The following is a 13,098-nucleotide window of genomic DNA, read 5'->3' on the forward strand; positions in this document are numbered from 1 at the left end:
GCGCACGCGCTGGTCCTCGTCCTTCAGGTCGGCCAGCAAGCTGAGCTTGCCGCGGTTGACCGCATCGAAGCCGCCCGGCCCCATGCGGCGTGCGTTGTCGCCATGGGGCGGGCGCTCGATCTTGATCACGCGCGCGCCCATCTCCGCCAGGCTTTGCGTGAAGAAGGGGCCGGGAAGCAACTCGCTGAAGTCGATGACCGTGACGCCGGCCAGCGGCGGGGCCATCGCGCTCATGTGCCGCTCCGTTCCAGGATCACGGCGTCCAGCGGAAAGGCGCCCTGGCCCTGCGGCCCGACCCAGATCGGATTCAGGTCCATCTCCTCCAGGCGGTCGGCATGGGCCATCACGAAATCCGACACGGCCAGCAGCAGCTGCCGGAGGGCAGCGATATCGGCCGGTGGCCGGCCGCGCGCGCCTGCCAGCAGGGGGAAGCAGCGCATCTCGCGCACCATGCTGGCGGCATCGTCCGGCGTGAGCGGCAGCAGCCGCCGCGTGACGTCCCGCAGGATTTCGACGTAGATGCCGCCCAGCCCGAAGGTCATGACATGGCCGAAGACGGGATCGCGCGTGACCCCCGCGATCAGCTCGATGCCCCCGCCTGGAGCCATCTTCTCGATGAGCAGCCCGTCGATGGCCGCGTCCGGCTTGTGCAATGCCACCGACGCGATGATGCGATCCCAGGCTTCCTCCACACCGGCGCCGTCTTCCAGGCCCACGCACACACCGCCGATATCGGATTTGTGGACGATGTCGGCGCTCGCGATCTTGGCGACCACCGGATAGCCCATGGCGTCGGCGAACTGGCGCGCCTCCTTGCGGCTGCCGGCCACGGCGGCCGGCAACAGCCGGATGCCGGCTTGCTGCAGGCGCCGCTTGGCTTCGAATTCCGGCAGGCTTTCGACGGGGCCGGGGGCCAGCACGGGCGCGACGGCGGGCGCAGGCAGGTTGCGCAGCGCCACGGCCGCAGCGCTGCGCTGCCAGCGCCCCCACTCCACCCAGCGGCGGATCGCGGTGACGGCCTTGCCCACCGATCGCGGTGGCGCAAAGCCGCCTGCAACCAGCAGGCGGTAGCCTTCGCCCAGGCGGTCACTCATCCAGATCGGCACGATCGGCGTAGGGCATCGCTGCTGCGCGGCGATGATGGTCTGGGCCATGCGGATGGTGGTTTCGCCATAGTCCAGCGCAATGGGTGCGATGACGCAGCCCAGATGCGGATCGGCAGCCACCGTGCCGAGCGTCTGCTCGATCAGCTCGGCATCGCTGAGGATGGCGGCGGTGGTGTCCACGGGGTTGCCGATGGCGGCATAGTCGGGCAGCCGCTCCCGCAGCACCCGGGTGGTCTCGGGGGCGAACTCGGCCAGGGTCAGGCCCGCCGTCCCCACGGCGTCGGCGGTCAGCGCTGCGGTGCCGCCGGACGAGCAGTAGATGCCGATCCCCTCCTGCGCACCGGGAAGCCCGCGGGCGAACAGCCAGGCGGTATCGACCAGTTCGTCGATGTCATCCACCTCGATCACGCCGTATTGCTTGAATACGGCGCTGTTGACCTCGGCCGAGCCGGTGAGCGATGCCGTGTGCGACTGCGCCGCCTTGCGCCCGTACTCCGACTTGCCGACTTTCAGCGCAATCACGGGCTTGCCATTGTCCGCAGCGCAGCGCAGCGCGGCCAGAAAGCGTGGGCCATCCTTGATGCCTTCGAGCAGGGTCACGATGACCTTGATGTCGGGCGCTGTCGCCATGTACTGGATGAAGTCGGCCACCTGCAGGTCCACCTCATTGCCGGTGGATGCCCACAGGCCAATGCCTATGCCGCGCTCCATGGCCTGCATGACGTTGCGGCCCAGTCCGCCGCCTTGCGTCGCCAGCCCGATGGGGCCCTTGACCAGATCGTGCGGGAACGAAGGGGAGAACGTCATGCCCAGCCCCTGGTTGACGTTGGTCAGGCCAGGACAGTTGGGGCCGTAGATGCGCATGCCGGCTGCCGCGGCAATGTCCTTGAGCTGCTCTTGCGCGCGCTCGCCCTCTTCGCCGGCCTCTCCGAAGCCGGAGGTCAGGATGATGGCGAAGGGCACGCGCCGCGCCGCGCACTCCTGCACGACGCCCAGGACATTGGCGGCCGGCACGGCAATCACGGCCACATCGGGTGTTTCGGGCAAGCTGGCGATGCTGGGCCAGCAGCGGCGGCCGCGCAGCTCGGTCTTGGTCGGGTTGACAAGGTAGAGCTCGCCGACCGGCGCCGAGTGATCGATCAGATTGGCCAATGTGCGCCCGCCGATGCTCTGGGGCCTGTCGGAGGCGCCGACCAGGGCGATGGAGCGGGGACGGATGAGGCGCGACAGGTCGCAGGGCGCAAGGTGGGGTGTGGTGTTCGGCATGGGGGCGCTTTTCATGGGGTCCGCAGATGGGTCGGATACTCAGGCGATGGCCGAGATGCCCAGGATCTCGCGGCCGACGATCAGCGTCTGCACTTCCGTCGTGCCCTCCGGGATGGTGCCGCCACGGGTGTCCCGGAAGATGCGTTCGATGGGATAGTCGGTGGCATAGCCCAGCCCGCCATGGACCTGCAGCGCCATGCTGGCCACCTCGTGCGCGGCCTCCGTGGCGTAGAGCTTGGCGATGGAGGCAGCGGTACGCGCGTCCTTGCCCGAATCCAGCGCGGCGGCGGCGCGCAGGCCCAGCGCGCGTGCCGCCTCGACGCGAATGGTCATGTCCACGATGAGTTTCTGCACCAGCTGGAAGCTGCCGATCGGCTTGCCGAACTGGGTGCGCGTGCGCGCATAGTCGATGGACAGGTCGAGTGCCGATTGCGCGGCCCCCACGGCACCCATGGCGATGTTCACGCGTGCGCTGTCCAGGCCGATGAGCATTTTCTTGAGCGCCCCGCCCTCCGTGCCCAGCAGGTTCTCGCGCGGGATCCGGACGTTGTCGAAGCCCAGCTCGGCGGTGCCGGTGCTGCGCAGCACCATGGTCTCCACGCGGCGCATCTCGTAGGGCGAGACATCGCGCTCCACCAGGAAGGTGGACAACTGGCCCTGGCAGTCGGGACTGAAGGTCCGGGCCACGACGATGCCGAAGTCGCCGAAGGCGCCATTGGTGATCCACAGCTTGCGGCCATTGAGCACATAGTGGTCGCCCTGCAGGTCGGCCCGCGTCTGCACCTGGGCGATATTGGAGCCGGTGCCCGGTTCGCTGATGGCACTGAAGCACCTGCGCTCATTGGCCAGCAGAGGCTTGAGAAAGCGCTCCTTCTGCGCGGGCGTCGCCTCTGCGGCGAGCTTGTGGATGGCCGCGTTGGTGATGTTGAGCATGGTGCGCAGCGACAGCCAGGTGTAGCCCGCCTCCTCCATCATCAGCGCCCAGGTGATCTGGTCCAGGTCCATGCCCCCCTCCTCCTCGGACAGGCGCCCGCCCAGGTAGCCGAATTCCGACAGCGGCTTGAGCAGCTCGAACGGAAATGTGTGGGCCTGGTCATGCTGGGCGACGACGGGCGCCACATGCTCCTTCATGAAGCGGCGGATGTTGTCGCGCAACAGCTCCTGGTCGGCGGTGGGAATGTGCATGGAATGTCTCCTGTTGTATGGATGGGAAAAATCGGCCCTACGACGTAGAGGCCGGTGTCTTGCGGCCGATGCGCCGCGATGGGCCATGGCTTGCAGAGTGTTCGGAAGCTGCATCGTCCTTGCGCTGGCGGAACATCAGCGCGTGGACTTCCTGCAGCGCCTGCAGGCACTGGGCGCGCTGGGCGCGCATGCGATCGGTCGGGCCGGCGACTGAAATGGCCAGCGGCTCGCCGCCGGCCAGTCCCGCAACCGCAAGGGCGCTGAGCCCGTCGCTGCCCTCGTTCTCAACCCAGATCCAGCCCTGTTCACGCGCTTGCGCCACCTGGGCCTCCAGCGCGGCAAGGTCGGTGATGGTGCCGCTGGCCAGCGGGCGCAGCGGCTTGAGCCGCAGCTGGCGGGCCGCCTCCTCGGGCGTGCCCAGGGCCAGCACGGCCTTGCCCAGGGCAGAGACATGCAGTGCCAGCTTGTCGCCCACGTTCTGCATGTAGCGCAGAGGGTGGCGTCCTTCGGTAAACGCCAGCACCTTGACCACGCCGTTCTCCAGCCGGCCGCACAGGCCGGTCTCGCCCGTCTTGTCGCGCAGCAGTTCGCAGGCCTCGGCACCCACTGCGTAGAGCGGGTCGCTGGCCGAGATCTCCCTGGCCACGGCCAGCAACCGGGCCGTGGGATAGAAGCGCCGGCTGCGAGCGGTGCGCAGCAGATATCCCAGTTCGTGAAGCGTGTGCAAGAGGTCTGAGCAGCTGCTCTCGGGCAGGTCCATGAGCCGGGCAAGGTCCGAATTGGACAGTTCACGCTTTTCACGGGCGAACACTTCGAGCAAGGTCATCGTACGGGCAGCAGCAGGAACGGTGGTTGGCATGTCATCTCCGATATTTCGTAGGTACGGATCCATCATATCGAAGCTCGGATACGGCTGCCTCTCCGGCAGATGTGTGTGTTTATGCCCGGTTGTCCGGAACGGGTGAACGAGGTTTTCCTGGGGTTGTAAATCTACGAAGTTTTGAAGTAGTCTACGGCACATCGTAGAAATTTCAAGCAAACAATTTTCACAACCACCCGGAGACAAGCCTGTGAAGCCCTTCTGGAAACCCATCGCCTGCAGTGCGCTTGCACTGCTGGCAGCAGGCGCCGCATCAGCGGCGGGCGATACCGGCAACTGGCCGGCCAAACCCTTGACCTTCATCGTTCCTTTCACTCCAGGCGGCATCACGGACAGCACATCCCGCCTGCTGGCACAAAAGCTGGGGGACAGGCTCGGCCAGCCCGTGGTGGTGGACAACCGGCCCGGCGCGGGCGGCTCCATCGGGGTGGACTACGCCGTGCGCCAGCCGGCGGATGGGTACACCCTCATCTACGGCACGCAGGGCACCCAGGCGGCCAACCTGGCGCTCTACAAGAACTTGCGCTACGACCCGATCAAGGATTTCGTTCCCGTCCATGGCATGTCGGAGTCGCCCCTGGTGCTGGCCATCAATCCCGCACGCACCTTCAAGACCGTGCCGCAGCTTGTGGCCTACGCCAAGGCCCATCCCGCAGGCCTGAACTTCGGCTCGGCAGGGCCCGGCACCGCCACGCACCTGACCGCCGAACTGTTCCAGTCCGCCACGGGCACCAAGATGACCCATGTGCCCTACAAAGGCAGCAGCCCGGCGCTCAACGACCTCATCGCAGGCAACCTGGACCTGGTTTTCGACTACGCCGCCGTGGTCATGCCGCTGGTGCAGGCGGGCAAGCTCAAGGCATTGGCGGTGACAGGCAAGGCAAGGCTGGCCAGCGCACCGGAGCTGCCCACCGTCGGTGAGCTGGGCTACCCCGGCGCCGAGTCCGTGGCCTGGAGTGCCGTCTTTGTCGCGGCACACACGCCGGCACCCATCGTCAAGCGCCTGGCCGATGCGCTGGGCGAGGCCATCGTCGATCCCGACGTGCTGGCCGTCACAGACAAGAACGGCAGCACGCCCATGCGCGGCATGCGCGGCGACAGGCTCACCGCGTTCGTGAAGTCCGAAGTGACGCGCTGGCGCGAGGTGGTGCAGCGCTCGGGCGCCCGGCTCGACTGACGGCTCAGGCCGGCCGCCGAAACGCCTTGCAGGCCATTGCTTTCCAGACCATTTCCCAAGGAGTCATACATGACAGACGATCTGCGCGGCTTTCGGCCGCAGCATCCCAGCCTCTATCAGCTGGCGGCGGACGGCCGCTCGCTGGAGTTCCTGTACGTGCAGTGCCCGGCCTGCGCAAAGCTCAGCTTTCCGGCCAATGTTCCCGGCTGCGGGCATTGCGGTGATCCGCTGCAGGATGCGCAGACCGTGACACGGCCCGGTGCCGGCACGCTGCTGGAGTTCGTGACCTTGCACGTGCCCTTGCTGCCCGGTCTGCAGACGCCCCGCATTGCCGGGGACATCCGCATCGCCGATGGCCTGGTGGAAGAGGGAGTGATCGCCGTGTCGGATGAATCACAGCTGCACGTCGGAATGCAGCTGCGCGCAGTGGCTGTTGCCCAGGCTTCGGCAGAGATATTCGACTGCCGCTTCGTACCGGCCCAGGCAGGAGGTGCAGCATGAGCCACTGGCTGGACCCTCACGACGGCGTGTACGTTGCCGGCATCGGCATGCATCCCTACCAGTTTCCCAGCGACACGCCCTACACCCATCTTGGCCTTGTGGCCGTGCGTGCCGCGCTGGGCGACGCGGGCCTGTCCTGGTCACAGGTGCAAAGCGCCTATGTGGGCACCACCTCGATCGGCATGGCCACGGGGCGGGTCATGCTCCGGCACCTGGGCGCCACGGGACTGGCGGTCACGCAGGTGGAAAACGCGTCCGCTTCCGGCTCGTTCGCCTTCCGCCAGGCCTGCATGGAGATTGCGTCGGGCATCAGTGATGTGGCGCTGGCCGTCGGCGTGGACAAGCACGGTGACGGTCGCCGCGCCGCCGACAAGGAGGGCCTGGCACGCCTGAGCGAGACCGCCACCATTCCGGCCGTGAAGTTCGCCATGATGGCGCGCACCTACCTGCGTGAGCGTGGGGCGGATGCCGCATCCATGGCCAAGGTGGCCGTGAAGAACCATGGCAATGCATCGCTCAACCCTTTCGCCCAATACCGTAAGCCACGCACGCTGGAGCAGGTGCTGGCATCGCCCAAGGTGGCAGGCGACCTGACCGTGCAGCAGTGCTGCCCCCGTGGAGAGGGGGCGGCAGCTGCCCTGCTGGTGTCGGGCCGGGCGCTGCGCCGGCTGGGCCTGGACCCGGCGCGCTGCGTGCGCGTGCGTGCCTCTGCCGCGTGCAGCGAGACCGAGGAAACCGCCTATGGCGCCGCTGCGGTGGACCTGGTCCGCGTCAGCGCCCAGGCGGCCCTGGCGCAGGCAGCCATCTCTGCCCAGACGCTGGACCTGCTGGAGCTGCACGACGCCTTCTCGGTGGAGGAGCTTCTGTACAGCGAAGCCATCGGCGTCTGCGAGCCGGGCGAGGGCGCGGCCTATCTGGAGCGTGGCGATTCGCGAATCGGCGGACGCTGCGCCATCAACGCCTCGGGCGGGCTGATCGGCATGGGCCATCCGCTGGGGCCCACCGGCATCGGACAGATCGCCGAGATCACGCGCCAGCTGCGTGGCGAGGCCGGTGAACGCCAGCACACGCTTGCCCGCTGGGGGATGGCGCACATGATCGGCCTCGGTTCCGTGGCCATTGCCCACGTTTTTTCGGCACCCGGTGCCTGAGTCACAAGGAGAGATGCATGACAAGCAACAGCTGTCCTGACCGCGTCGAACTGCCGACGCTGATCTACGAGGTGCGCGACAGGGTGGCCATCATCACCCTGAACCGGCCTGACCGCATGAACACGCTCGGTGGCAGCATGAAGCCGGACCTGGCCCGCGCCTTCTTCGAGCTGGCGCGCACGGACGAACGCGTCCGGGCGGTCGTGCTGACCGGAACCGGAGACCGGGCCTTCTGCGCGGGTGCCGATATCAAGGAGCGTGCGGACCAGCAGGTCAACAGCACCGCCTTCTTTCTTGCCCAGAAAGCCACGCACGAGCTGTTCCGCAATATCGAGGAGTTTGAAAAACCCGTGCTGGCGGCCATCAATGGCGTGGCGCTGGGCGGGGGGCTGGAGCTGGCGCTGTGCTGCGACCTGCGGCTGGCGTCCGCGTCCGCCAGGCTGGGCCTGCCCGAAATCCGCCTGGGCGTGATCCCCGCCGCAGGAGGGACGCAGCGGCTGCCGCGCCTGATCGGCGAAGCCCGCGCCAAGGCACTGATGCTCACGGCCGCCCAGATCGATGCCGAACAGGCGCTGCAGTACGGACTGGTCACCCAGGTGCTGGCCCCCGAAGCGCTGTTGCCGGCCACGCTGGTGCTGGCGCAGCAGATCGCGGAGATGCCGCCATTGGCCGTGTGCTTTGCCAAGCGCGCCGTCAATCGCGGCATGCAGACGGACCTGGACAGCGGCCTCGAATTCGAGCGCTATGCGGCCGCACTGCTTGTGGACACGGAGGACCGCAAGGAGGGTATGCGTGCCTTCGTGGAAAAGCGCAAACCCGTATTCCACGGCCGCTGAACAACCAGGGCGTGCCTTCACAAGTCCCGCCGCACATCTTTCACATCACATCCCTCTGCACATCTACATCCAAGGACAACTTTCATGAAACTCGGACTCGAATCCCAAGTGGCACTGGTGACTGGCGGGGGCCAGGGCGTGGGCCGGCAAATCTGCCTTGAACTGGCCCGCGAAGGCGCACGCGTCGTCGTCAACGACCTGTTTGCCGAGCGTGCGCAGGCGGTCGCCCGCGAAATCCAGGAACAGGGAGGCCAGGCATTGGCCGCCGCGGCCGATATCACCCAGGCTGACCAGGTCCAGCAAATGGTCGAAACCGCCGCGCACCACTTCGACGCGCCGGTGCAGATCCTGGTCAACAACGCGGGCATCATTCCCGAGCGGCGCGAGAAAGGCGGCCGCACGCCGGCGTTCCTGGACATGCCCATGGCCGACTGGGCCAAGATCGTCAACCTGAATGTCTACGGAACCATGCATTGCTGCCTGGCCACCCTGCCCGGCATGGTTGCCAGGAAGGGCGGGCGCATCGTCAACATCATCTCGGAGGCCGGCCGCATCGGCGAAGCCAACATGGCCGTCTATTCCGGCGCAAAGGCGGCCATCGCCGGCTTCGGCAAGGCATTGGCGCGGGAGCATGGCCGCCATTCGATCACGGTCAACGCCATCGCGTTGGGCGCCGTGTCGCACGAAGGCATCAAGGACGGACCGCTGCATATCGACGCCACCGTGCAGAACAACGAACTGCTGGCAAAGATGGTGAACCTGTACCCCATCTCCAAGGGCGTTGGCAGACTCTCGCGCCCGGACGACATCTCGGGCGTGGTGGCCTTTCTGGCCTCCGAGCGCGCACTGTTCATCACCGGTCAAACCATTGGTGTCTCCGGAGGATTCACGATGGTTTGAAGATGACGCTGACCGTCTTGCCCCGCCGCGCCCGCTGCGGCGCGGCGCTTGGCGGTCAGGCGTCACTCCCGGCGGCCGTCCTCAGCGCGCGCGGATGGCCTCCGCCTGGTAGATGGCGATGTGCGGGCTCTCCTCACTGAGCTCGGCCATGGACTGCGCAAAATCCCGCGAAGCCTGCAGGTGAAAGTGGGCCTGCAGCGCAGCCATATCGCTCCAGCGCTCCACAAAGACGAAGCGCAGCGGCTGCTGCACATCACGGCTCACTTCGTGGGACACGCAACCCGGCTCCGAGCGGGAGCGCAGAACGTGTTCCAAAGCCAGCCGCTGCACCGCGGCCTCCGTGTCCTTGCGAGCGATGACATGGCCTGTCACGATGATCATGGTGTACCCCGGTCTGTTGGCAGATGCTGGAAAAAAGGCAGAGAAGAATGAGTCCGGCCTAATGCGTCCGGTCTAGTGCGTCCGGCCTAACGCGCACTGGTGCCCCCATCGACAGGAATGATGGCCCCCGTCATGTAGCTCGATGCCGGCGACGCCAGCAGCAGCGCCAGCCCCTTGATTTCATGCGGCTCGGCGATTCGGCGCTGCGCATCAATGAGCCCCCTGAAGAGGGATGAGGTGGTCCCAGCGCTCGGAGGCCTCGATCATGTAGTGCACGCTCAAGGTGACACGCTGGAACAGCCATTGGCCATCGACCCGGATGTACTCGTCGTCGAAACGCCCCACCACGTAAAAACTCTTGCCGTCCCGCACAGGCCGCCCATCCAGATAACTGGATCCCGTGCCACGGTCCCCCTGCACCTGAACGACATGGCTGTGAATGAACTGCCGGGCCGCCTGGATCGGGAACGAGGCAAAGAAGGCGCGAATGCGGTCCTGGCCCCGCACCTCGGCCCGCCCTCCATAGGCCACCACGGCGTCCGGTGCAAACAGTTCGTACAGGCGGTCTCCTGCATCCTCGTTCACGAGCTCGTGGTAGCGGGCACGCAGCGCGCGGATGGCCTCGATGCTGTCCAGCCGCTCGATACGTTGCGCAATGGCCTGGATCTGGCTGTGCAGGGCCGCGAGGTCCTGAGTGGGGGCGACTGTCATTGCGATGGCTCCTGGTGGAAGTGGCGGAAGTGGCGGAAGTGGCGGAAGTGGTGGAAGCGGCGGAAGTTGTTCATGAGGCAGCCCCTGCAGGCCCCCATCAAAGGCTCGCCCCGGATTTGCGTATCACCTCGGCCCATTTGGCGGCTTCGGTCGCCACGAAGGGCTGGAACACTTCGTGCGGCATCCCCATCTTTACGCTGGACACAGCCTCCAGAGAGGCGGTGACCTCGGGCGAATTCAACGCATGGCCCACGGCATCTGACAAGCGCTGGACGATGGGCGCTGGCGTGTGTGCGGGCGCAAAGACACCGCCCCAGTTCATGGCCACCACGCTCGGAATCCCGGCCTCGGCCATGGTCGGCACGTCAGGCAGCACGGCCAGGCGGCTGGTGCTGGTCACCGCCAGCGCAGCGATCTTTCCATCGCGGATGTGGGCCCTCGATGTCTGGACATAGTCGAACAGCAGGTCCAGATTTCCCGCGATCAGATCGACCAGGGCCGCGGTGCTGGCCTTGTAGGGCACCTGGTTGAAGCGCGCACCGGTCTGGGTCTGGAGCAACTCCAGGCACAGGTGGGCAGACGTGCCATTTCCACCGTAGCCGAAGTTGAGCTTGCCTGGCTGCTGCCTGCCGAGCTCAATGACTTCGGCGACGGTTTTCCACTTCCGGCCCGGGTGGGAAACCAGCACGTTGGCGTTCCCCGTCAGTCCATGGATGGCGACGAAGTCCTTGACCGGGTCATAGCGGATGTTCTTGAAAAGAGTGCTATTGGTTCCTTGCGTGCCCTGGGTACCGACCAGGAGCGTGTAGCCGTCAGGCGCCGCGCGCGCCACGAACTCGGCACCGATGGAGCCGCTCACTCCCACCCGATTCTCGATCACGAAGGGCTGGCCCAGGTTCTCACTCAACGCCTTCGCAACCAGGCGCGCCTGCACGTCCACCACGCTCCCTGCTGAGAAGGGAACGACCAGGGTAATGGGGCGCTGCGGGTAGCTGCCCTGCGCAAACACCGGGGGCGAAAGCGCCAGGGCACCCATGGACGCCGAAAAACTGCGACGGTTGATCATGGTCATGTCTCCTTGCTCTGCAGATACGGTGGCTCTGCGCGTGGCGGCAGGTGCTCCATGCACCGGCGCCAAGGCCCCAGGTGGAGCCTCCAAGCCTCGTGAAGACGCCCGGCCGTGCATCGCGCAACCCATGGGGTGAACGCGTCCAGACCTCTCCGCCGCCTGAAGCATTTCGGGGTACGCGGATTCCGCAGAGCTCTACACATGCTGCCTCCAATTCTCGAAAAAATCACGACGAGTCGTAAATTACTTCAAGATATCGTAGACATGCAATGCATGGATTCCTTGATACACGGGACGTATTGAGATCTTTCCGAAAGAAAAATCTCATTCCCCATTGTTTTCCCGAATGAAAATCGTTGATACCTACGAAATACCGTAGATATATCCAAGGCCCCTTCTCAAACGCTTCACGCGCGACAGCCACGGCCAGGTCCACCAGGCCAGCTAGGCCCGCCAGGCCGTCTGGATGGCCTCATTCATCTCCTTGAGCACCTTGGCGTATTGCCTGATCTCGGCCGCGGATGTCGGCGCCTGGGCTTCAAAGCTGATGTTCGTGACATAGAGCTGGCGGTCCGGGCCGACCAGGGCACGTCCTACCGCCTGATTGCCGGGCATGTAGGCCGCCGTACCGTAGCCCTGGCGCTTCACGCGCGCGACCGTGTCCATCAATTCCTGGTGATACGTTGCGGCACGGGCTCCGGCGCGGGCTCCTGCGCTACGCACGACCATGTCCAGGATGGATCGCAGCGCATCCGGCGGCAACGCCGCCAGATACGCCAGGCCAGTCGCGGTCCTGTGCATGGGGATACGCGTGCCTGTGGTGACCCGCCGCAACCTGGAGGTGCTGTCCGGGCTGTGCCTGAGCGCAATGAGGTAGACCATTTCCGTCTGGTCGGCCACGGCGAGCCCCACATTGACCCGGTATTCCTGCGCCACCTCCCGCATGAAGGGGCCCGCCACTTCCGTGGCCTGATGCGCGAAGCGGAACGCATCCGCCAGGCTGAGCACCACGGGAGCCAGTTGATAGGCCCCCTGCTCCACGTCGTAGGACAGAAAGCCGCCATCGACCAGTGATCTCGTCAGGCGGCTGACCGTGGGCCGCGGCAGGCCGCTCCTGCGGGCCAGATCCGCATTCGTGAGGCTGGATGCGCCGAGTCTGAACTCGCGCAGCAGCAGCAGGCCTCTTTCCAGCGAGCGACTGCCCTGCGTGGAGCGGGTGAAGTGCCCTGTGTCCTTCGTGACTCTGCGTGTCGATGGCGAGGATGGATTCATCTCAAGCAATTTCGTTGTCCGAAATTGCATCATAGACACGCAAAACGGTTCCCTGAACACTTCATGGCACGAGATCACAGCGCGATGCATCCCGTCGCATGCCAACCCCTCGCCTGCGCGACGAGCAAAGAGAGCCTTGAATGAGCACGAGCCACGAAATCCAGGTCAGCCGCCATGGGCACGTCGCCCACATCGTCCTGTCCAGACCGCCTTACAACCACGTCGATCCCCCGGTCATGCGCAGGCTGGCCGACGCCCTGCTCCAACTGGACGAAGACACGGCATGCCGCGCCGTGGTTCTTTCGTCCGCAGCCAATGCCTTCTGTGCGGGAGCGGACTTCGGCGATGGCGTCAGCGACAGCGGCAGGCAGATCGATCCGGCCCTTTTCTACGAACAGGCGATGCGACTGTTCCACAACCGCAAACCGTTGGTGGCCGCGGTGGAAGGGGCTGCGGTAGGCGCCGGGCTCGGCCTGGCCCTGGTGGCGGATTTCCGCATCACCTGCCCGCAGGCACGCTTCAGCGCCAACTTCAATCGCCTGGGCTTTCATCCCGGCTTCGGACTCAGCCTGACGCTTCCCCGCCTGATCGGCGCTCAGCGGGCCGCAACGCTGCTCTACACGGGGCGCCGCATTGGTGGCGAGGAGGCCGTAGCGATGGGCC

The 13,098-nt window shown here is 66.0% G+C and carries 15 protein-coding genes; 6 read left to right on the top strand and 9 right to left on the bottom strand.

Annotated features, from left to right (window positions below; genetic code table 11):
* The 4 genes from JHD82_RS26985 to JHD82_RS27000 form a co-directional block, all read right to left on the bottom strand.
* On the bottom strand, window positions 1–234 hold a 234-nt coding region (locus JHD82_RS26985; protein ID WP_199139837.1), incomplete at its 3' end, for a CoA transferase.
* Window positions 231–2,372 carry an acetate--CoA ligase family protein gene (locus JHD82_RS26990; RefSeq protein WP_199139839.1) on the bottom strand — a complete coding sequence of 714 codons (2,142 nt, stop codon included), beginning with the start codon at window positions 2,370–2,372 and terminating at the stop codon, window positions 231–233. The genes JHD82_RS26990 and JHD82_RS26985, both read right to left, overlap by 4 nt.
* A gap of 39 nt (window positions 2,373–2,411) precedes the next feature.
* Complete coding sequence (locus JHD82_RS26995) at window positions 2,412–3,557, bottom strand: acyl-CoA dehydrogenase family protein (RefSeq protein ID WP_199139841.1); 1,146 nt, start codon at window positions 3,555–3,557, stop codon at window positions 2,412–2,414.
* A gap of 37 nt (window positions 3,558–3,594) precedes the next feature.
* Window positions 3,595–4,416, bottom strand: coding sequence for an IclR family transcriptional regulator (locus JHD82_RS27000; protein ID WP_199139843.1), 822 nt, complete (start codon window positions 4,414–4,416; stop codon window positions 3,595–3,597).
* 211 nt (window positions 4,417–4,627) lie between these two features.
* Between JHD82_RS27000 and JHD82_RS27005 the strand changes: the two genes are divergently transcribed.
* The 5 genes from JHD82_RS27005 (at window position 4,628) to JHD82_RS27025 (ending at window position 9,002) form a co-directional block, all read left to right on the top strand.
* Window positions 4,628–5,614: a tripartite tricarboxylate transporter substrate binding protein gene (locus tag JHD82_RS27005; protein WP_199139845.1), complete on the top strand. Its 987-nt coding sequence runs from the start codon at window positions 4,628–4,630 to the stop codon at window positions 5,612–5,614.
* 69 nt (window positions 5,615–5,683) lie between these two features.
* A complete protein-coding gene (locus JHD82_RS27010) occupies window positions 5,684–6,115 on the top strand; it encodes a Zn-ribbon domain-containing OB-fold protein (RefSeq protein ID WP_199139847.1) in 432 nt (143 codons plus the stop codon).
* Window positions 6,112–7,266 carry a thiolase family protein gene (locus JHD82_RS27015; protein WP_199139849.1) on the top strand — a complete coding sequence of 385 codons (1,155 nt, stop codon included), beginning with the start codon at window positions 6,112–6,114 and terminating at the stop codon, window positions 7,264–7,266. Before JHD82_RS27010 ends, JHD82_RS27015 begins: the two co-directional genes overlap by 4 nt.
* Window positions 7,267–7,283: 17 nt before the next feature.
* The gene (locus tag JHD82_RS27020; protein ID WP_199139851.1) at window positions 7,284–8,102 is read left to right on the top strand and encodes an enoyl-CoA hydratase/isomerase family protein; all 819 of its coding nucleotides are present in this window, start codon (window positions 7,284–7,286) and stop codon (window positions 8,100–8,102) included.
* A gap of 84 nt (window positions 8,103–8,186) precedes the next feature.
* Window positions 8,187–9,002 (top strand): SDR family NAD(P)-dependent oxidoreductase, encoded by an 816-nt coding sequence (locus JHD82_RS27025; RefSeq protein ID WP_199139853.1) that lies wholly within the window; start codon window positions 8,187–8,189, stop codon window positions 9,000–9,002.
* Window positions 9,003–9,083: 81 nt separating this feature from the next.
* Here JHD82_RS27025 and JHD82_RS27030 read toward each other — a convergent pair whose 3' ends face one another.
* From JHD82_RS27030 to JHD82_RS27050, 5 genes are all read right to left on the bottom strand, one after another.
* Window positions 9,084–9,383 carry a putative quinol monooxygenase gene (locus JHD82_RS27030; protein WP_199139855.1) on the bottom strand — a complete coding sequence of 100 codons (300 nt, stop codon included), beginning with the start codon at window positions 9,381–9,383 and terminating at the stop codon, window positions 9,084–9,086.
* 86 nt (window positions 9,384–9,469) lie between these two features.
* A complete protein-coding gene (locus tag JHD82_RS27035) occupies window positions 9,470–9,598 on the bottom strand; it encodes an SDR family oxidoreductase (RefSeq protein WP_307838123.1) in 129 nt (42 codons plus the stop codon).
* The gene (locus JHD82_RS27040; protein WP_199139857.1) at window positions 9,594–10,094 is read right to left on the bottom strand and encodes a nuclear transport factor 2 family protein; all 501 of its coding nucleotides are present in this window, start codon (window positions 10,092–10,094) and stop codon (window positions 9,594–9,596) included. Before JHD82_RS27040 ends, JHD82_RS27035 begins: the two co-directional genes overlap by 5 nt.
* A gap of 97 nt (window positions 10,095–10,191) precedes the next feature.
* Complete coding sequence (locus JHD82_RS27045; protein ID WP_199139859.1) at window positions 10,192–11,160, bottom strand: tripartite tricarboxylate transporter substrate binding protein; 969 nt, start codon at window positions 11,158–11,160, stop codon at window positions 10,192–10,194.
* A gap of 447 nt (window positions 11,161–11,607) precedes the next feature.
* Window positions 11,608–12,435: an IclR family transcriptional regulator gene (locus JHD82_RS27050; protein WP_199139861.1), complete on the bottom strand. Its 828-nt coding sequence runs from the start codon at window positions 12,433–12,435 to the stop codon at window positions 11,608–11,610.
* Window positions 12,436–12,575: 140 nt separating this feature from the next.
* On the opposite strand from JHD82_RS27050, the gene JHD82_RS27055 reads away from it, so the two are divergent.
* Window positions 12,576–13,098: enoyl-CoA hydratase/isomerase family protein (locus JHD82_RS27055; protein WP_199139863.1), on the top strand; the 523-nt coding region annotated here is incomplete at its 3' end.

This window comes from Delftia sp. ASV31 (assembly GCF_016428765.1).
In the GTDB taxonomy this organism is placed as follows: domain Bacteria; phylum Pseudomonadota; class Gammaproteobacteria; order Burkholderiales; family Burkholderiaceae_C; genus Comamonas; species Comamonas acidovorans.